Origin of the sequence: Vibrio rumoiensis 1S-45, from assembly GCF_000286955.2 — a bacterium.
Taxonomy (GTDB): domain Bacteria; phylum Pseudomonadota; class Gammaproteobacteria; order Enterobacterales; family Vibrionaceae; genus Vibrio; species Vibrio rumoiensis_A.
In genome coordinates this window covers 41,184-60,197 of record NZ_AJYK02000082.1, presented here as the reverse complement: position 1 = coordinate 60,197, position 19,014 = coordinate 41,184, and the positions used below count along the sequence as shown (strand labels likewise).

Here is a 19,014-nt window from a genome sequence, read left to right as displayed (position 1 = left end):
CCTTTAGATTAGCTATACAAAGTAGGAATTAACCTTTTTGTACCGCTGCAACTTCATCAGCAAAGCTCATTTCAGCAGCTTTTTCGATGCCTTCACCAACTTCTAAACGAATGAAGCTAGTCACAGAAGCGCCTTTCTCTTTCAAGAATTCGCCAACTGTTTTCTTAGGTTCCATGATGAATGGTTGACCAGTAAGAGAAACCTCACCAGTGAACTTCTTCATACGACCTACAACCATCTTCTCAGCGATTTCTTGTGGTTTGCCTTCGTTCATTGCGATTTCAACTTGAACCGCTTTCTCTTTAGCAACCACGTCAGCTGGAACATCTTCAGGGTTCACGTACTCTGGACGAGAAGCAGCAACGTGCATTGCAACGTGCTTAATTGTTTCTTCGTCAGCGTCACCCGCAACAACAACGCCAATGCGCTCGCCGTGACGGTATGAACCTACTTTAGCGCCTTCGATGTAAACTACGCGACGGATGCCGATGTTCTCACCGATTTTAGCAACTAGAGCGATACGCTCTTCTTCAAATTTAGCTTGAAGTGCCTCAACGTCTAAACGCTCAGTTAGAGCTGCGTCAAGAACAGAGTTAGCGAATGCTAGGAAACTTGCATCTTTAGCAACGAAGTCAGTTTGGCAGTTCACTTCTAGAAGTGCTGCAAAACCTTCAGCTTCTTTCACTAAGATAGTACCTTCAGCAGCAACGTTACCCGCTTTTTTAGCTGCTTTAGCTGCACCGCTTTTACGCATGTTTTCAATTGCTAATTCAATATCAGCATTTGCTTCAACAAGCGCTTTTTTACAATCCATCATGCCTGCGCCAGTACGCTCACGCAATTCTTTAACTAGAGCAGCAGTTACTGTTGCCATGGTTTAATCCTCGATTGATTCCAAAAATGGTAAAAACAAGGGCCAGCCTAATTTTTCATTAAAAGCATGGCCCCTATTTGTAACTATAGCTTAGCTTGACTACTCAATGATGACAGACAAGCTAAGTGACAAGGAGCTAAGATATTAAGCTTCTTCTACGAAAGCGTCTTTATCTGAAGCTACAACTACGTCTTTGTTACGACCTTCAGTTACAGCTTGAGCTGCAGCGTTTAGGTAAAGTTGTACTGCACGGATAGCATCATCATTACCAGGGATAATGAAATCAACGCCATCTGGGTCAGAGTTAGTATCAACAACAGCAAATACTGGGATACCTAAGTTGTTTGCTTCTTTAATAGCAATGTGCTCGTGATCAGCGTCGATTACGAACAATGCATCAGGAAGGCCACCCATGTTTTTAATACCACCAAGTGATTTCTCTAGCTTATCCATATCGCGGGTACGCATTAGAGCTTCTTTCTTAGTTAGTTTTTCAAAAGTGCCGTCTTGAGCTTGAGCTTCGAAATCTTTAAGACGTTTGATTGATTGACGAACAGTTTTGTAGTTAGTCAACATGCCGCCTAACCAGCGGTTGTTCACGTAGTACTGGTTGCTTGCAATTGCAGCTTCTTTTACTGATTCAGAAGCAGCACGCTTAGTACCTACGAAAAGTACTTTACCTTTACGCTCACCGATTTTGCCTAGCTCAGCTAGTGCATCGTTGAACATAGGAACTGTTTGTTCTAGGTTGATGATATGAACTTTGTTACGAGCACCAAAGATGAAAGGCTTCATTTTTGGGTTCCAGTAACGAGTTTGGTGACCAAAGTGAACACCAGCTTTAAGCATATCGCGCATTGATACAGTTGCCATTATATAATCCTCTATATGGGGTTAGGCCTCCACACCCCCCATGATACCGACCCTTTCACTATAAAATTAGCGTAAAAGAGCACCCCGGATCACGTGTCGGAATGTGTGTGATTTAAGAAATAAGTATGTGAAACCCACACAACTTCGCTAACAAGTAGAGACAGGAGTTATGGATTTCGGTGCGCTTTATACCACAAAAGCATGTCAAAACACCAGAAAAACAGCCACCTTTCACTCGACTTTTAATCAACAAACCTTCTAAGTATTGATTAACTTCCGCTAAGATGCCAAATGAAAACGGATTTCAATTGCGATCAGACGCATCACTGAATACACTAATAGCAAAGTTAATACAGGCCAAAAAAATATGTCTATCAAAATCAAAACTGCCGATGAAATAGAAAAAATGCGTGTCGCTGGTAAATTAGCTGCTGACGTTTTAGAAATGATCGCCCCTCATGTTCAAGTGGGTGTATCAACAGAAGAGCTCGATCAGATCTGTCACAAATTCATTACCGAAGTGCAAGGCGCTATCCCTGCCCCTTTGAATTATCACGGTTTCCCAAAATCAATTTGTACTTCAGTTAACCACGTTGTATGTCATGGTATTCCTAGCGATACCGATGAACTTGATGCGAACGGTAACGTCTACAAACCAGCCATTTTAAAAGATGGTGATATCGTCAATATTGACATTACAGTAATCAAAGATGGTTACCACGGCGATACTTCAAAAATGTTCCTTATTGGTGAAGTGTCACCTGCTGATCGCCGCTTATGTTTAGTGGCGCAAGAATCGCTATATATTGGTATGAAGAAAGTCAAAGCGGGTGCTCAACTGGGCGAAATCGGCAGTGCAATTCAAAAGTACATTAAAGGCACAACGCCTAAATTTTCAATCGTACGTGATTACTGTGGTCATGGCATTGGTAACGAGTTCCATGAAGAACCACAAGTTGTGCATTACAAAAATGCCGACCGCACAGTACTAAAAGCAGGCATGATATTTACGATTGAGCCCATGATTAATGCTGGTAAATTTGGCTGTCGCTTAGACGATGAAGATAACTGGACAGTGTACACTGGTGATAGCAAAAACTCTGCCCAATGGGAACATACCCTGTTGGTAACGGAAACCGGTTGTGAAGTATTGACACTGCGAGAAGAAGAAACCATTCCTCGCATTCTGAATAACGCATAATTTACTACTAAGCATCATTTAAAGCCTTCACTTAACTTATTTAGGTGAAGGCTTTTTTATTGGTTTTATTGATTTGAACAGGTAGTATCAAAGGAGGTTTTATTAGCTGCAAGGAATGCACTCATGTCGTACCAATCTCCCACATCACTGGCTGATGATCAAATCTCGTCTTTGGAATTAAAGCAACAATTAGAGCTATTCTCGCAACACCAAAGAGAAGCCTTCCTTAGCCACCAGCAACCTGTAGAAAACCTCGTTTATGAACGTTCTGCTTATATGGATTCAATCCTAAATCGTTTATGGGATTATTTTGGTTTTAATCAAGAATCATCACTGAGCTTAATTGCCGTTGGAGGTTACGGTCGCTCTGAATTACACCCATTATCTGACATTGATATTCTCATTCTTTCCCAAACAAAAACCTCCGGTGAAGTAAGCCAAAAAATCAGTGAATTTATCACCTTACTTTGGGATTTACATCTTGAAGTGGGCCATAGCGTACGAACATTAAAAGAATGTGCTGAGGTTGGTAAGGATGACCTTACCGTTGCCACCAACTTGCAAGAATCTCGCTATTTATGTGGTTGTCAGCAAACCTTTGATCAATTAATTGAAAACATTACCGCTGCGAATTTTTGGCCAAGTGAAACCTTTTACAAAGCGAAATTAGAAGAACAACGTGAACGCCATGCTCGCTTTCATGACACCACATATAATCTTGAACCTGATATTAAATCTAGCCCTGGCGGATTACGTGATATCCATACGTTAAGTTGGGTAGCAAGAAGACACTTTGGCGCAACATCATTAAGAGAAATGAGCTATGCAGGGTTTCTAACCGATGCGGAATATAGGGAATTATTAGAGTGCCAAAATTTCCTTTGGCGAGTTCGTTTTGCACTACATATTGAATTAAAACGTTACGATAACCGTTTAACCTTTGGTCACCAAGCAAAAGTAGCCGAAAACCTCGGCTTTAAAGGGGAAGGAAATCGCGGTATTGAAATGATGATGAAAGAGTTCTACCGCACTTTACGTCGGGTGGCTGAACTCAATAAAATGCTTCTAAAACTGTTTGATCAAGCCATCATGAACAAAGGTAAGGTGCCAAATGCGGTGGTTCTATCAGACGATTTCCAAAGACGGGGTTCACTGATCGAAGCAAGAAAACCGGCCCTTTTTCAAGCTCGCCCAGAAACCATTTTAGACATGTTTTTACATATTGCGAATGATTCAACGATTGAAGGTGTTAGCCCACCAACGCTGCGCCAATTACGTACAGCAAGGCGTAGATTGAATCGTTTCTTACATACAATTCCTGCTGCTCGTGAAAAGTTCATGGATCTTATCAACCACCCAAATTCATTGCATAAGTCCTTTAGCCTGATGCATAAATTGGGTGTACTTTCTGCGTATTTACCACAATGGAGCCAAATTGTTGGTCAAATGCAATTTGATTTATTCCATGTGTATACAGTAGATGAACATAGTATGAGAGTGCTCAAGCACATTCACTCATTCAGTAATATCGAAAACCACGACAGACACCCTATTTGTTGTGAAGTGTACCCTCGAATTCAGAAAAAAAACTTAATCATCATTGCCGCAATATTTCACGATATAGGCAAAGGCAGAGGGGGCGACCACTCAGAAATTGGCGCGGTTGAAGCTTATGATTTTTGTATTGAGCATGGCTTATCCAAACCGGAAGCCAAGTTAGTATCGTGGTTAGTACAAAATCACCTTCTTATGTCGGTAACGGCTCAACGTCGTGATATTTATGACCCTGATGTCATCACTGAATTTGCAAAAAAAGTACGTGATGAAGAGTACCTAGAGAATTTAGTTTGCCTTACTGTGGCCGATATTTGCGCCACAAACCCAGAGCTTTGGAATAGTTGGAAGCGAACCTTACTTGCCGAGCTATTTTACTCGACCCAACGAGCTCTACGTCGAGGATTAGAAAACCCCGTTGATTTACGCGATCGAATTCGCCATAACCAACACATGGCATCAGCAATGCTACGCAAAGAAAACTTCACACCAATGGAAATTGAAGTGTTATGGCAACGCTTTAAAGCCGATTATTTCTTACGCCATACACCAAAACAAATTGCTTGGCATAGTGAGCACCTACTCACACAAGATCCTAATAACCCACTGGTACTTTTAAGTAAAAATGCCACTCGTGGTGGTACAGAAGTCTTCATTTACACCAAAGATAAAGCCAGTTTATTTGCCACGATGGCTGCAGAATTAGATCGCCGAAACTTGAGTATCCACGACGCACAAATTATGACTAGCAAAGATGGTTATGCTTTAGATACCTTTATGGTGCTAGATCAAAATGGTGACCCAGTTGAAGAAGTGCGTCACGAACAAATAAAGAAATACCTCACCAACGTCTTGAATGGTAAAATCACGGCCAATACGCGCTCGAGAAGAGTGCCAAATAAGCTCAAACATTTTATAGTGAAGACCAGCATAGATTTCATACCAACTCGAACTGGAAAGCGCAGTTTAATGGAATTGGTAGCATTAGATACTCCAGGCCTATTAGCAAAAATAGGTCAAGTATTTGCACAGCTTGGGGTCAATCTACATGGCGCAAAAATCACCACTATCGGCGAACGAGCGGAGGATTTATTCATCCTAACCTCTCCTGCAGGTGGCCGGTTAGAACCCGAAGTTGAAGAGGCACTTAAACTCCACTTAACTGCCGCAATTAGTGAGTTACTGCCGAGTTAACTTGCATAAAGGCTAGACATTATTCAGTATCAAAAAAGTCCTCTTTTATGATATGAGTATAAGCAATGAGAAAACGTGAACCCTGATCCCATGTCGCTAAAATGATATGTTAAAGTCAGTGTTAATTTCATTCTGAATTAAGAGGTAAACGCATTATGTATCCAAATCTCAACAAGCTTGGTATTACTGATACAAAACTCATCTCGCGCTACAGCCTTCGCCAAGAAGCACAAGTTGATGTTTTAAAAGTTTATTTTCACAAACAGAAAGGCGAACTTTTTGCTAAAAGTGTTAAATTTAAATACCCAAGGCAGCGTAAAAACATTCGAGTTAACTCAAGCAGTGGTGAATATAAAGAAACCACCGAGGTCAATCCTAGCCTGACAAAGGTCATGACTGAGCTCAATCAAATTACCAAGCCTAAAGAAATGGACAATAAAGACATAAAACACAAAATCCTGACTGATTTACGTCATCTTGAAAAAGTAGTTGCGGGAAAAATTTCAGAAATTGAAGCCGATTTAGAAAAATTAAAATAAAGTCATTTTATTCCACCATATACCCAAGTGACTTGGGTATAACAAGCGTAACGCTTCGAAGTGACAACGGAATGGTCGCTCGCGTTACGCTTTTTTATTCACGCTTTTATTAACTTTACTAACCTTATTAACAATAAATTATACCTTCGTTTTTAGATCTCTAACGTCCACTCAAATTGCTCTAACAAATCTTGCCACACTTCATCAAGTTTTGCCGTTATGACTATCGGCTGCTCAGTGATCGGGTGGATAAAACTCAAACTTGATGCATGCAACATGAGTCTACGGGCATTGAAATTGTCGCGGAATAATCGGTTTTGCTTACCATCACCATGCGAAGTATCCCCGATAATAGGATGACGAAGGTGAGCCATATGTCGACGTAACTGATGTTTACGCCCAGTTAATGGTTTCATCTCAACCAACCCAAAACGACTGGTTGGAAAGCGCCCGGTGGAATAAGGCACTTCAACTTTGGCAAGTGGTTGATAATCGGTAATCGCAGACTGAGCCTCTTGTTCTGCTCTGGCAAATTTATCGGCTACTTTATCCACTTCTTTTTTAAGCGGATAATCTAACCTATCCCCTTCCTCAACCCACCCTCGTACGATTGCGTGGTAGGTTTTTTCAAATTTATGCTCAGCAAACATCGGGGACGCAATTGAAGCAACTTCACTGGAAAGTGCGAACAACAACACCCCAGATGTTGGACGATCAAGTCGATGTAATGGGAATACATGCTGCCCAATTTGATCTCGAAGTGTCTGCATAACAAACACTGTTTCATGACTATCAAGCCATGAGCGGTGCACCAACATACCCGCGGGTTTATTTACCGCAATCAAATACTCGTCTTGATACACGATATCTAAATGAATTTTGGGACACTCTTCACTACTCATCGCTTCGTTATCGTTGAATGTCATAGGCTGCACACTTTCTACTTGGCTCATTTCACCGCTTCATCTATTTGTTTAATGATTGGTAACAATTCTAATAACTTCTCTTTATCACTCATGGCTTGTTCAAAATATGGACTAATTTCAAAGCCAGTTGGCATCTCTGAATCTGATTCAATTAAAGCCTTCATTTTGGGAATAAACACCCATTGTAACCATTGAGTCGGGGACAAGGTATCGAGAGCAAAAGGTTCAGAACTGGCAAGATCGTGTTCTGAGGGTTGCTGACTCTCCCATAAGGCCAACTCAATCATTTTGTCTTCCAATAACTCTAGCGCGTCGGATAATTCAATATAATCGCTCATTTTCATTAGTGTCCCCTTGATAATGAAGTGTTAGGATACCATTAAATACCATTGGTGAGATCGCCATTTCGATCTTCAATTGGATAGAACCACTCGTATTAATTGGACTAAAGCATGAACGCAATACATAACCTAAGCCAACTGTTAGAACAAAGTCAGTGTCAGTTTAAAATTTTTGACTTAGGACGTAGAATTCAATCCATTGAGACGAAGGATTTTCTACAAGTGGAAAAGGGACAAAAACCTTACCCCTACCCACTGCAACGCCATGCACATTTAGCAGTAGCCTATTGGACCGAAGCCAATCAACCATGGATTTGGTTTTTAAAGTTTCCTTTAGATGAACGCGGCTTATTGAATCAAACCGATATTGGTAACTTTTTAAAGTACGTCACCGAAGCCATGGGCGCGCACCTTAGCCAAGAACTGTCTGAAGAGCAGCAACAGCACTTAGCCAATAATCCTTATACCTTTAAACCTAATGATGAAAAAATGGCTGTTTTTCATAGTGTGATTCGCTCACAACTCAGCCTACCAACCAGCCAATATTATGAACATGCTCAGCATTATTTTAGTGGTGACTTAGGTTGGAGTAATTGGCAAACTGTCGGCTTACAAGGCATTACCGACATGTGTAGCCGTTTATCTGATCAACAAAATAGTGTCGCCATTCGTAAGGCACTGCCTCACTTAGCCAAAGATAAAAACACTCACCCTGCGCTTTATGCGTTATTGGGCGCATTAGAGCATGTTTCTATTGCCGATAAACTGGCCAATAGAGTTTTAGAGCTTGCTGATCAAGAATGTAATAGCTCTGAACCGGATCTCTTTCTTATTGCCGCTTATGTCCGTGCTTTATCTGGCGCACAAAACAACATCACTAACACGCTAATAGAAAGAATCTTAGCGGATACTCAGTTAAGCCATGCAGAAGTTTTAATCGCGATTGCTGGTCGTTGTTGGTCTAGTTTGAATACTGAAGCTCGCGCAGGAAAGTTTTTATTACGCTTGGCTCAAACTCAAAACCAGCAATTATTTAATCAATTATTTGCCGATTTAGTGATGATCCCAGATCTAAGATTTACGTTCCTACCGTTACTTAACCATACTCCAAGCCCAGAACTGGCTCATGCGCTATTTGAACTACAACAACAAACTAAATCAACCCAATAAATTATTCACGTATTGATTAGTGACATTCAAAACAGTGAGTGAAGGTTGCTGTAAACGTCATCAAGCACACTCAACGTCAAATGCGAAAGGTTTAAAATAGGATAGAAAATGATCACCGACTTACTCATGATTCTTTTGGTTGCTTTTCTTGCTTTCCTATTTTGGCAGCAACGTCGTCAATCTGAAATAGCTCGTACAGCAATCTCTCGTCATTGCGAACAGTTGAATCTTCAACTGCTGTCTACCTCACTGTTAAAGTATCAATTTAAGCTGCCTGATGGCCGTTTTCAATTTCATGCATTATATCAATTTGAATTTTCAGCTCGTGGGGATGATTATTATCAAGGTCAACTGATTATGATTGGCTTTAAAGCGGCAAAATTCATGCTGCCACCTTACCGTATCGTAGACAGTGAATATTGATGGGCATATCTACCGAAGTAACGTCAAGATGCATAATTCACTTAGGTATACACCACATTAAGGAATAAAGGACAGTACATGCAAACTCAAAATGTGACAGAAGAACTGCACAGAGTACTTTCGGGTATATCAGCAGAAGGGAAAGAACCAACAGTGGCTTTGGTAAAATCTCGACTTTCAATTCCAGTTCCTATGCCTGCGATTATCATGACATTAAAGTCATGGAAATCATCCAACAAGGTACCGAAAGTCGAAGTGGCAGCCCAACAAGCATCACTTCCAAGTGAAGAACGCATTGCTCAGCTTGAACAGCAAGTCAAAGACCTCACCGAGCGTTTAATACGTTTAGAGCAAGCTTAAGAATACCAGTAGGAAGATAGCTATGAAAATTTGGGTCGATGCCGATGCATGTCCAAAAACCATTCGCGAAACGATTTGTCGCGCCGCAGAAAGAACCGGAGTCACCACGACATTTGTCGCCAATCATCTAGTGCCAGTGCCGAAGCGAAACAACATCCATAGCTTACAGGTTGAAACAGGCTTTGATATTGCAGACAACGAAATTGTGCGCCGAGTCGAAATCGGTGATCTAGTCATTACCTCAGACATTCCACTAGCTGATGAAGTGATAACCAAAGGTGGGCAAGCCCTGAGTTCTCGTGGTGAGCTGTACACCAAAGACACAATTAAAGCACGTTTAAATATTCGCGATTTTATGGATACCATGCGTTCAAGCGGCATTCAAAGTGGTGGCCCTGCTCCACTATCACAAACCGATAAACGAGAATTCGCAAATCATTTAGATAAGATATTAGCAAAGGCTAAGTAGGCTTTTGAAGAGATCGCGAGGGGCGTTGCGATCTCTTTTTCGTGGTTCGTGATTCAAGAAAGCTAAACAAGCGATTTATCTGAGGCAGTAAAGTGAAACAGCCTTATTTCAACTGATCCCAAGATACATTCGAAACAATACGGCAGTCATCGCATTTAAAATAAAATATATCGTGTAACGGTTGCGCCACCTTCCAATCCCCACCACAACGAGGACAAGCTCGTTCAAGTTCAGCTTCTACACTTTCGCCACCAATTCGGTACAAATAATAATAAGTGGGAATTTTAGTTAAGTACTCTAAGCGTCCACGTAAATCCCAGCCTCGACGGAAAAGATCGCTCGTCACTTCAGAAATTTCAGCTAAAGTTGAATGCTTCGCTTCGGTCGCACCGGCCATTTGAATTTCATCACACGCTTGCCATTCCGTTTGCCATTTTATAATGGATTTATGGTCGCCATTTAAAGTCGGTGGATTATGATACAAAGGGATCGGTCGAAATGTATCTCCGCAACGTAATGGTGAACATGAATGAACAAAAGTAGTGTAAAGGATCTGCCAACTTGATTGTCCCGCTTCTTGGTAAGAGACCGTTTGTTCTGAGTTAAGATCTTGCCCTAGCACTTTCACTTTAGGTGCAAGCACCTTGGCATCAGTTAACCTTTGCAAGCACACTTTGACATAGTCTGAATGATAATCAGGATGCAAGCTGTCTGACTCAGGGCAAATCAAACGAACTCGAAACTCACCTTCCCCAATAATAATCGGAAATTCGCGTCCTAATACTTGGCCGTTATAACGCAATGCATCCAACAATCCATTAATCGATTTTTCTACGGCATCAATAGTCGTATTATCAAAACACTCAAACTGTAGCTCTACAACGTACACACAACTTCCTTACACTTCGGCTTGGCATTGAATTAAAAACTGCTCCACACTTGAGCTCAAAACATCACGTTTATCTGTGCCTAGTCGCTCTAGAATCACTTCACCGCTAATATTACAAATAGAGATCACATCAAGCTCAGCATCTGTCGTACCAATAAATATGGTTGGTTTTAATTTTAAACGACGCTGAGTCACCAAATGACCTAGGATATTTTCTTGCAAACGCACAAAATCGTCATCACTCCATACTTGAAGTAAAGTAAAAGGCTTACCTTTCCAAGACAGTGTTAAATCTGCGCTATACTGAGAGCCATAAAATGCTTTAACATCTGGATGAATAATAAGCTCAATACCACGCTCTAAATTGCTAAAATCAGCCAGTTCATCTCGCTCTTGTGGTAACCATTCTATATTCTCATCATCACTACCATTTCGAATACAAGGTGATGGGATCCCCTGCATTTCATTGGCAATGGGGTAACTTTGATAAGCATCTTGCCATTTATCCACAAATTCTGTGGTTAAAACAGCTAATGCCTGAGCAATATTATGATTCATATAGGACTCCATGATGACAGCTTTCTTTTGATTCAGTACTATTCAAACAAAATTAAGAACGAGATAAATAGATGACTCATTCAACGCAGACAAAATATGCTAATGCCAAAGAATTGCAAGGATTAACATTAGGTCAAACCACACAATATAGTCACAATTATGACCCAAGTTTACTTCAAGCCGTTCCTCGTAGCTTAAACCGTAATGATCTAGGTTTAACCGATGCTCAAAACCTACCATTTGTTGGAACAGATATTTGGACTATGTACGAACTGTCATGGTTAAACAATAAGGGGTTGCCTCAAGTTGCGATTGGTGATGTCATGCTACCAGTCACTAGCCCAAACCTAATCGAATCTAAATCGTTTAAGATCTATCTAAACAGCCTAAACCAAACCAAGTTTGAGTCATGGCAACAAGTTCAAGACACCATTGCCAAAGATTTATCTCAATGTGCTGGTGACCCCGTTTCCGTTGAACTTCATTCACTTCAACATTACACCCAGCAGCCTATCACTACCATGCAAGGTCATTGCATCGATGATCAAGATATTGAAATTAATGATTATCAATTTGATGAGTCTTATTTAGAAGGCGCAGTGACCGATCGTTCAATCAGCACCAATCAAGAAGATCCCCAAAACCACATCACTGAAACTCTGCATAGCCACTTATTAAAATCAAATTGCTTGATCACTAATCAGCCTGATTGGGGAAGTGTTGAAATTGAATACACCGGAAAGCAAATAAACCAAGAAGCACTGTTGCGTTACCTTGTTTCTTTTCGTGAGCATAACGAGTTCCACGAACAATGTGTTGAGCGAATTTTCTGCGATATTATGAAATATTGCCAGCCGGAACAATTAAGCGTTTACGCGCGTTATACTCGCCGAGGAGGGTTAGATATTAATCCTTTCCGATCAACCCATTTAAAACAGCCTCAAATGCTCACTCGTATGGCAAGGCAATAATACCAACACATTAACATAGTCAAAGTATCAAAAGTTACTGACGTTGCCGTAAAGTGATGTTGTTGGGTTCATGTACCCGATAACATCGCCAGCTCACTGCACAGGGTAATTAGGCAGTCAGTCAGCAATAATGCTAATATACTGCCCTTTGAAATAAACCATCGAGATTGAAATAATGAAGAAAACGTTTTGGCTGTGTTTACTATTGGTGCTTTCGTTTAGTACACCGATTCAAGCTAAAGTTTATCTTTCACCAATCCTCAATGAAGCAAATAAATTATTAACGGTTACCCCTAATCAATCTCTCAACATAACCAAGCAATTTCTATCTTCTAGAAAGCTCGTCACAACCAATAGCCAAGATTACACTTTATCTCGTGACGGCAGTGAACAAACCATTCGTACACCTGCAACAACCGTTGAAGCAATGCAAATCATGGCGATGGCTTACCATACGATGGGATCACATAAAACCGCCTTACAAACCTTAAAAGAAGCGGCTGATTTCGCCAAACAATACGGCATACCTAATCAGCAGGTAAGTACCCTTCTTTTACATGCAGAATTGCTATGGCAAGACACGTATGATCTCACTCAGATTAAGCCATATTTAAATGACATTGATCAGCAACTAAAACGACAGGACTCTCATTCCAGTTGGTATCAAGAAATCAAATACGAACAGAATATGTTTGAAGCTGAAGTGAATGCCCATCTAGACGACACAGTAAAAACAGAAGCGTCATTTCAACAAGCGCAAAATTACTTAAGTGGACTTAATTCAGCCAGTTTGAATATTGATTACCACCTTAGATTAGGTCAATACTACCTCACTCAAAAAAAATATGACGATGCACTTAAAGAGTTACTCACCACCTATTGGATGGCGGTAAAAGAAGGTGATAGCGTTGAACTGGCTCGTACTAACCGAGCTCTAGCCACTCTGTTTTATAGCCGACATGTTTTTGATAAAGCGTTAGAACATGCTACAGAAGCAGCTGATTTTTATGATAATTACCCTTATTCCATACCACTTTCTGACACCATTAACCTAATGGCAGATACCTATTTTAAACAAGGTAAATACAACCTAGCTTTAGTTAATTATCTGAATTTATTGGATAACGAAACCAACCAACGCTCAATAAAAACCATCATCCAATTGCGGGTTAATATCGCCAATACATACCTGAAATTATTTGATTTTGTTCATGCAGAAAACTACCTTTCTCAAGCGGAAACAATGGTAGAGCACACCAGTTTCACCCGATTAAAAGCGGAAGTCAGCTTACTAAAAGCTGCATTAGCCTTGCCTGATAATAATTCAGATCTAGCATTAATCGAAAGTAGTTCAGCGCTAAAACTCGCCCTTGCTTTGCATGATAAATCGTTACAAATGCACGCATATCAAATCCAATCGTCAGCTTATCAACAAAAAAACGATTTTAAACAAGCGTTGAAAGCCGAAAAGCAATATCAACAACTTTCAATCAACCAGCAAGAACAATTTAATGCGGTTAATGAAGAAGTATTTAGACAACAAAAAGACATTATTGAGAAATCTCTGCATTACGCAGGATTAGAAGATAATCTCACTAACTTAAATAAAGAATATTTACGATACCAACGTGCCACCATCATTTTAATGGTGATAGCCTTTATTCTAATATTCGTTGTTCTACGTCGTGGTTACTTAAATCAAAAAATTCGTGAAGAACTTGAAGTTCAAACTATTGATTTATATACCCACCCTCGTTCAGGTCTACAAAATCTCAAGTTGTTGAATACCAAACTCCCTAAATCTTTAGAACAAAGCAGTGCGGTATTTGAGCAATGGCGTTTAGGAGAATTGATTAACGAACCATTAAGTGACCGATTGCACTTTGTAATGATCGATCTTACCTTCTTACGTAACCTTTATTTAAAACGTGGTTACTTAGCTGGGTTAGAGATTGAGAAAAAGTTTGGTTTACATGTCAATCAATTCATTACTGAACCGGCTCGCTTATACCACTTTTCAGACGGTTTATTTTTATATATCGAACCCAAAACAGAGCAACACCAGACTCCTGAAGATTTCTTCAATAAAATACAATCTTGGATAACCAGTTTTGAAGCTGAAATGGATATCGATCGCCAGATTAAAATCGGCATCGCAGAGTATCCTTTCTTGCCAAGAGCTTACACCGCCATTAATGATAAAGAGTTGATTGATATATTATTAATGGCGATCTATTTAGCCAGAAAGATCAGTGACCGCCACCCAGAAACCCCATCACAGTGGGTACGCTTATCGGCGATTGAGAATGCACCTGCGGCCAGTTTTGCAAGCGACAACATTCGCCTCGCATGTCAACAAGCGGTGGAACAGGGTTTAATCAAAGTACAAACATCCGATTTCCATGAAGATCTTGCTAAAGATATTTTACGCAATGAAGGTCATCGTATTTAACCCTAGAGATAATCCCCCTTCCTTATCTCAAATGTTCAAATGGGGTGAATCGTTTCGGTAAGAATATTCCGAAAAGAGCAATCACAAGAATCACTGGATAGTGAGACGGCAAGTAAATGAAGCCTCATAAGCTTAGTTAACAAAGCTGTAGCTTCAAGTCAGCCAAGCATATAGAGTCTTGATATACAAACAAATACCATGCTCAAATTGTAGCGCAATCGTTAAAACCTGTGTAAGGTGAATACACCTAGCCGAAAAAATAAAATCATAATCGGCGGAAAGGAGCATTCTATGATTACACAAATAAGCCCAATGGGCAGTCTAGATTTATTATCTCAACTAGAAGTCAGTAAGCTAAAAAAAGCAGCCTCTAGCGACCTTTATCAGCTTTATCGCAGCTGTTCACTTGCCGTATTAAATTCGGGAAGCCATACCGACAATTCTGAAGAACTACTTCGCAAATATGAGTCTTTCGAAATCGAAGTCATGCGTCGTGAAAGAGGAATGAAACTGGAGCTTATCGATCCACCAGATCATGCATTTGTTGATGGCACCATTATTAAAGGCATTCAATCTCACTTATTTTCCGTATTACGTGACATTGTCTTCTTACACGTTCAACTTGCCGAAAGTCAGCGTTTACATTTAACCGATCCAGCCCAAATTACTAACCTTGTCTTTGGTATTTTACGTAATGCCAAAGCTCTGCATCCCGGCATTGATCCTAACCTTGTCGTTTGTTGGGGTGGGCACTCTATAAACGCAATCGAATACCAATACACGCGTGAAGTGGGTAATGAGCTTGGTTTACGTGAAATGAATATTTGTACTGGCTGTGGACCGGGTGCAATGGAAGGACCAATGAAAGGTGCGGCTGTCGGTCATGCGAAACAACGTTACCCTTACCAACGATATATTGGCCTAACTGAGCCCTCCATTATTGCGGCTGAACCACCAAACCCAATCGTCAATGAATTGATCATCATGCCAGATATTGAAAAACGTCTGGAAGGGTTCGTGCGTATGGGGCATGGCATAATCATCTTCCCAGGAGGCCCTGGTACCGCAGAAGAGTTGCTGTATATTCTTGGTATCTTGATGCATCCTAACAATGCTGACCAACCGCTTCCATTGGTGTTAACCGGCCCGAAAGAAAGTGAAGCTTATTTCCGCTCTATCGACCAATTCATCCATGACACACTTGGCCCTGAAGCGCAAAAGCATTATGAAATCGTCATTGGTGATCCAGCGAAAGCGGCTCGTATCATGAAAGATGCGATGCCAAAAGTAAAAGAACACCGTAAAACCCATGAAGATGCCTATAGCTTTAACTGGTCTTTATACATTGCGCCTGATTTTCAAGCACCATTTGAGCCGACACATGAATCAATGGCAGCTCTTGACCTTCACTTAGATCAACCAGCTGAAAAACTGGCGGCAAACTTACGTAAAGCGTTTTCTGGCATAGTGGCAGGGAATGTAAAATCAGAAGGCATTCGTGAAATTAAAAAGCATGGCCCGTTCGTTATTGATGGTGACCGTGATTTAATGGATAAAATGGATACCTTACTGGGTGACTTTGTTGAGCAGCAACGTATGAAGCTTCCCGGTTCGGAATACATTCCGTGTTACCGCATAGCTCGATGAATAGCTCGTTAAATGGAATGGTAAATTCGAATAAAATTAAAGCTCAGTTTTAAATTGAGTTTGTTACAATGGCTTCTGTCTTTCGAGAATATTCGAAAACAGAAGCCTTTTTTATTGGTGTTATTTTCATAGGAGACGTTATGTCGATTCATCTGGTGATCATTGATGCATTAAACCTCATTCGTCGTGTGCACTCTGCTCAACCTGATCCTAACGACATTGCTCGCACTATCGAAACCACCAACCGCACTCTGCATAAAATTCTTAACGAATCGCAACCGACCCATATCATCGCTGTCTTTGATCATCACTTGCAAGACCGAGGGTGGCGAGCTGAAGTACTACCCAGCTATAAAGAAGACCGAAAACCAATGCCACCAGCATTGTTAACAGGATTAGAAAGCATCCAAAATGCATGGTGGGAGTTAGGTATTGATTCATTACTTTCAGATGGTGATGAGGCCGATGATTTAGTGGCGACCTTGGCGTGTAAAGTTGCCTCAGCGGGTGAAACCGCAACCATCATCTCTACCGATAAAGGCTATTGCCAACTGCTCTCGCCTAACATTCAAATCCGTGATTATTTCCAACACCGCTGGTTAGATGCCCCATTCATCGAACAAGAGTTTGGCGTTACGCCTCAGCAACTTGCTGATTATTGGGGATTAGTAGGCATAAGCTCGAGTAAAGTCCCTGGCGTTCCCGGAATGGGGCCTAAAGCTGCCAAAGAAGTACTGCAACAATATGGTGATATAGAAACCGCGTACGCCGCAGAAGATTTAGTCGCAAAGTATCGCAAAAAACTGGATGAACATATTGAATTGGCAAGAACCTGCAAACGTATTGCCGCTTTAAAAACCGATATGGCTTTGGGGTTTAATTTGCAGGACATTAGGTATGAGAACGGGACTCGTAGCTAGGACGCTGCGCTGCTCGTATATCGAAAGAGCTAAGAAAAGACTCTGTTCGTAGCTCATACCATCGAGATATGAGCTGCGATAAGCAAAACGCCCTGCTTTTAGTACGGCGAAATATTCTTCAAAATCTGCACATGCACCGTAATTTCCTCACGATCATGGTACAAATGTTTGGCTTGTAATTTAAAAGGCACTTCATTTTCTTTAAAGAATATCTTCAAGTTTTCAATGTCTTCTAATACTTCATCGTAACGGCCTTTCATTGGCAGTTTTAAGTTAAAGATGGCTTCTTTGGCTAAACCTCGGATCAACCACTCACCCATTAACTGCGCTACGCGTGACGGCTTTTCGATCATATCGCATACCAGCCAAGTAATATTCTTTTTCGCTGGCTGATATTTAAAACCATCTTCCGCATGGTATTTCACTTGGCCTGTGTCCATTAGGCTTTGTGCCATCGCACCATTATCAACTGCGTGAACAAACATCGAACGCTTTACCAACTGATACGTCCAACCACCCGGGCAAGCGCCTAAATCTACCGCCCACATTCCCGGAGCTAAACGCTCATCCAGCTCTTCTTTAGGAATGAACACATGAAAAGCTTCTTCCAACTTTAAGGTTGAACGGCTTGGCGCATCCGATGGGAATTTTAAACGAGGAATCCCCATAAAAAATTGTGAGTTATTTTGCGACAACGAATAGCCTACATAGCAATGTCCAGGTGCGACAAAGCACACATGTAGCACTGGCTTCTTGGCATTATCTTTTGCAAATAAGAACCCTTTTCCACGAATGGCACTGCGCAGTGGCACAGTAAATTTACGACAAAACTTCAATAATTCTTTCGCTTCGTTGGTATCCGGTGTTTCCACTCGAATATCACCACAGGTTGGGAATTTATTTTGCGCTTCAATCGCTGCCAAAATCGGAGAAATACGATCTTCAGTTGGTAAATCGGTCAACGCATCTGAAACTGCAATCATTTGACGAGCAAAAATTAATGCTTTGAAATCAATTTGCTTGATCAGCTTATCCGCATCACCTTCTTGGTAACACTCGAACACCACGTAACCCGATTGTTTTTTGACACGAGGAAAGCCAAAGATCTCAAGGTTATTGGCTTTGTCTTGAATTTCACCCGCACATTCTTTTTCAAAACCAGAACGGCAGTAGAGTAATACGTGTTTCACTGTGTCACCTTATTTAGTCGTAAAACGGATAGAGCAAAGAGTAGCCAGCCAATCATAAAAAACAAACCACCAAGCGGTGTGATAGGGCCAAACCATTTAATACCTGTCAGTGCCAGCCCATATAAGCTGCCACTAAAACAAAGGATGCCGATGATAAAGCAAATACCAGCAGATACCAGCCCTTTACGAGCCTTCTCATTATAGAGTGGTTTTTCATCATCTGATCGCTTTGCTGTGATCAGCAATAGTATGCCACAAGCTAGCAACGCAAAGGTATGCCACGCTTGATACTGAACGCCTGTTTTAAATACAGATAGTAGGTGTCCAGATAACACGCCAGACAAACCATGAGCGGCAAAGGCACCTAATGCCACTGTGATCAAGCCAGAAAAACCGGCAAAAGCGAGAATCTTATCCCCTTTGCATTTTCCAGATAATAGAGAAAAAGCCATCTATCGCTACC

At 41.0% G+C, this 19,014-nt stretch carries 19 protein-coding genes; 11 read left to right on the top strand and 8 right to left on the bottom strand.

Annotation, left to right across the window (positions count from 1 at the left end; genetic code table 11):
• Positions 1-28: 28 nt before the first annotated feature.
• Complete coding sequence (gene tsf, locus A1QC_RS11090) at positions 29-874, bottom strand: translation elongation factor Ts (protein ID WP_017025881.1); 846 nt, start codon at positions 872-874, stop codon at positions 29-31.
• A 144-nt stretch (positions 875-1,018) separates the two neighbouring features.
• Complete coding sequence (gene rpsB, locus A1QC_RS11085; RefSeq protein WP_017025880.1) at positions 1,019-1,747, bottom strand: 30S ribosomal protein S2; 729 nt, start codon at positions 1,745-1,747, stop codon at positions 1,019-1,021.
• 367 nt (positions 1,748-2,114) lie between these two features.
• Here rpsB and map point away from each other — a divergent pair, with 367 nt between their 5' ends.
• The 3 genes from map (at position 2,115) to A1QC_RS11070 (ending at position 6,235) form a co-directional block, all read left to right on the top strand.
• Positions 2,115-2,948 carry a type I methionyl aminopeptidase gene (gene map / locus A1QC_RS11080; protein WP_017025879.1) on the top strand — a complete coding sequence of 278 codons (834 nt, stop codon included), beginning with the start codon at positions 2,115-2,117 and terminating at the stop codon, positions 2,946-2,948.
• Positions 2,949-3,071: 123 nt separating this feature from the next.
• Positions 3,072-5,696 carry a bifunctional uridylyltransferase/uridylyl-removing protein GlnD gene (gene glnD, locus A1QC_RS11075; RefSeq protein ID WP_017025878.1) on the top strand — a complete coding sequence of 875 codons (2,625 nt, stop codon included), beginning with the start codon at positions 3,072-3,074 and terminating at the stop codon, positions 5,694-5,696.
• 155 nt (positions 5,697-5,851) lie between these two features.
• Positions 5,852-6,235: a DUF3461 family protein gene (locus A1QC_RS11070; protein WP_017025877.1), complete on the top strand. Its 384-nt coding sequence runs from the start codon at positions 5,852-5,854 to the stop codon at positions 6,233-6,235.
• Positions 6,236-6,387: 152 nt separating this feature from the next.
• On the opposite strand, the gene truC is transcribed toward A1QC_RS11070, so the two are convergent.
• Positions 6,388-7,137: a tRNA pseudouridine(65) synthase TruC gene (gene truC, locus A1QC_RS11065; protein ID WP_026025921.1), complete on the bottom strand. Its 750-nt coding sequence runs from the start codon at positions 7,135-7,137 to the stop codon at positions 6,388-6,390.
• A gap of 47 nt (positions 7,138-7,184) precedes the next feature.
• Positions 7,185-7,505 (bottom strand): YqcC family protein, encoded by a 321-nt coding sequence (locus A1QC_RS11060; protein WP_017025875.1) that lies wholly within the window; start codon positions 7,503-7,505, stop codon positions 7,185-7,187.
• 108 nt (positions 7,506-7,613) lie between these two features.
• On the opposite strand from A1QC_RS11060, the gene A1QC_RS11055 reads away from it, so the two are divergent.
• From A1QC_RS11055 to A1QC_RS11040, 4 genes are all read left to right on the top strand, one after another.
• Complete coding sequence (locus A1QC_RS11055) at positions 7,614-8,672, top strand: DUF3549 family protein (RefSeq protein WP_026025919.1); 1,059 nt, start codon at positions 7,614-7,616, stop codon at positions 8,670-8,672.
• Between the two features lie 108 nt (positions 8,673-8,780).
• Positions 8,781-9,095 (top strand): DUF3301 domain-containing protein, encoded by a 315-nt coding sequence (locus A1QC_RS11050; RefSeq protein ID WP_017025873.1) that lies wholly within the window; start codon positions 8,781-8,783, stop codon positions 9,093-9,095.
• A 78-nt stretch (positions 9,096-9,173) separates the two neighbouring features.
• Complete coding sequence (locus A1QC_RS11045) at positions 9,174-9,455, top strand: hypothetical protein (RefSeq protein WP_017025872.1); 282 nt, start codon at positions 9,174-9,176, stop codon at positions 9,453-9,455.
• 22 nt (positions 9,456-9,477) lie between these two features.
• On the top strand, positions 9,478-9,924 hold the full coding sequence (locus tag A1QC_RS11040; protein WP_017025871.1) for a YaiI/YqxD family protein: 447 nt from the start codon (positions 9,478-9,480) through the stop codon (positions 9,922-9,924).
• A gap of 103 nt (positions 9,925-10,027) precedes the next feature.
• On the opposite strand, the gene A1QC_RS11035 is transcribed toward A1QC_RS11040, so the two are convergent.
• Complete coding sequence (locus A1QC_RS11035) at positions 10,028-10,813, bottom strand: Zn-ribbon-containing protein (protein WP_017025870.1); 786 nt, start codon at positions 10,811-10,813, stop codon at positions 10,028-10,030.
• Between the two features lie 9 nt (positions 10,814-10,822).
• Complete coding sequence (gene syd / locus A1QC_RS11030) at positions 10,823-11,371, bottom strand: SecY-interacting protein (protein ID WP_017025869.1); 549 nt, start codon at positions 11,369-11,371, stop codon at positions 10,823-10,825.
• Positions 11,372-11,442: 71 nt separating this feature from the next.
• Here syd and queF point away from each other — a divergent pair, with 71 nt between their 5' ends.
• The 4 genes from queF to xni all read left to right on the top strand — a co-directional run bounded on the left by queF (position 11,443) and on the right by xni (position 17,361).
• A complete protein-coding gene (gene queF / locus A1QC_RS11025; RefSeq protein WP_017025868.1) occupies positions 11,443-12,342 on the top strand; it encodes an NADPH-dependent 7-cyano-7-deazaguanine reductase QueF in 900 nt (299 codons plus the stop codon).
• 175 nt (positions 12,343-12,517) lie between these two features.
• Positions 12,518-14,794, top strand: coding sequence for a tetratricopeptide repeat protein (locus A1QC_RS11020; protein ID WP_017025867.1), 2,277 nt, complete (start codon positions 12,518-12,520; stop codon positions 14,792-14,794).
• A gap of 291 nt (positions 14,795-15,085) precedes the next feature.
• Positions 15,086-16,441 (top strand): nucleotide 5'-monophosphate nucleosidase PpnN, encoded by a 1,356-nt coding sequence (gene ppnN / locus A1QC_RS11015; protein ID WP_017025866.1) that lies wholly within the window; start codon positions 15,086-15,088, stop codon positions 16,439-16,441.
• 140 nt (positions 16,442-16,581) lie between these two features.
• Entirely contained in the window at positions 16,582-17,361 is a 780-nt protein-coding gene (xni, locus tag A1QC_RS11010) for a flap endonuclease Xni (protein WP_017025865.1), read from the top strand.
• Between the two features lie 98 nt (positions 17,362-17,459).
• Here xni and rlmM read toward each other — a convergent pair whose 3' ends face one another.
• Both rlmM and A1QC_RS11000 read right to left on the bottom strand, forming a co-directional pair.
• Entirely contained in the window at positions 17,460-18,551 is a 1,092-nt protein-coding gene (gene rlmM / locus A1QC_RS11005) for a 23S rRNA (cytidine(2498)-2'-O)-methyltransferase RlmM (RefSeq protein ID WP_017025864.1), read from the bottom strand.
• The gene (locus tag A1QC_RS11000) at positions 18,548-19,003 is read right to left on the bottom strand and encodes a DUF423 domain-containing protein (protein ID WP_017025863.1); all 456 of its coding nucleotides are present in this window, start codon (positions 19,001-19,003) and stop codon (positions 18,548-18,550) included. The genes rlmM and A1QC_RS11000 overlap by 4 nt, the downstream gene beginning before the upstream one ends.
• Positions 19,004-19,014: the final 11 nt, after the last annotated feature.

Coding starts and splice junctions, on each gene's coding strand:
- tsf (WP_017025881.1), bottom strand. CDS start 874: ATGGCAACAGTAACTGCTGCTCTAGTTAAAGAATTGCGTGAGCGTACT.
- rpsB (WP_017025880.1), bottom strand. CDS start 1,747: ATGGCAACTGTATCAATGCGCGATATGCTTAAAGCTGGTGTTCACTTT.
- map (WP_017025879.1), top strand. CDS start 2,115: ATGTCTATCAAAATCAAAACTGCCGATGAAATAGAAAAAATGCGTGTC.
- glnD (WP_017025878.1), top strand. CDS start 3,072: ATGTCGTACCAATCTCCCACATCACTGGCTGATGATCAAATCTCGTCT.
- A1QC_RS11070 (WP_017025877.1), top strand. CDS start 5,852: ATGTATCCAAATCTCAACAAGCTTGGTATTACTGATACAAAACTCATC.
- truC (WP_026025921.1), bottom strand. CDS start 7,137: ATGAGTAGTGAAGAGTGTCCCAAAATTCATTTAGATATCGTGTATCAA.
- A1QC_RS11060 (WP_017025875.1), bottom strand. CDS start 7,505: ATGAAAATGAGCGATTATATTGAATTATCCGACGCGCTAGAGTTATTG.
- A1QC_RS11055 (WP_026025919.1), top strand. CDS start 7,614: ATGAACGCAATACATAACCTAAGCCAACTGTTAGAACAAAGTCAGTGT.
- A1QC_RS11050 (WP_017025873.1), top strand. CDS start 8,781: ATGATCACCGACTTACTCATGATTCTTTTGGTTGCTTTTCTTGCTTTC.
- A1QC_RS11045 (WP_017025872.1), top strand. CDS start 9,174: ATGCAAACTCAAAATGTGACAGAAGAACTGCACAGAGTACTTTCGGGT.
- A1QC_RS11040 (WP_017025871.1), top strand. CDS start 9,478: ATGAAAATTTGGGTCGATGCCGATGCATGTCCAAAAACCATTCGCGAA.
- syd (WP_017025869.1), bottom strand. CDS start 11,371: ATGAATCATAATATTGCTCAGGCATTAGCTGTTTTAACCACAGAATTT.
- queF (WP_017025868.1), top strand. CDS start 11,443: ATGACTCATTCAACGCAGACAAAATATGCTAATGCCAAAGAATTGCAA.
- A1QC_RS11020 (WP_017025867.1), top strand. CDS start 12,518: ATGAAGAAAACGTTTTGGCTGTGTTTACTATTGGTGCTTTCGTTTAGT.
- ppnN (WP_017025866.1), top strand. CDS start 15,086: ATGATTACACAAATAAGCCCAATGGGCAGTCTAGATTTATTATCTCAA.
- xni (WP_017025865.1), top strand. CDS start 16,582: ATGTCGATTCATCTGGTGATCATTGATGCATTAAACCTCATTCGTCGT.
- A1QC_RS11000 (WP_017025863.1), bottom strand. CDS start 19,003: ATGGCTTTTTCTCTATTATCTGGAAAATGCAAAGGGGATAAGATTCTC.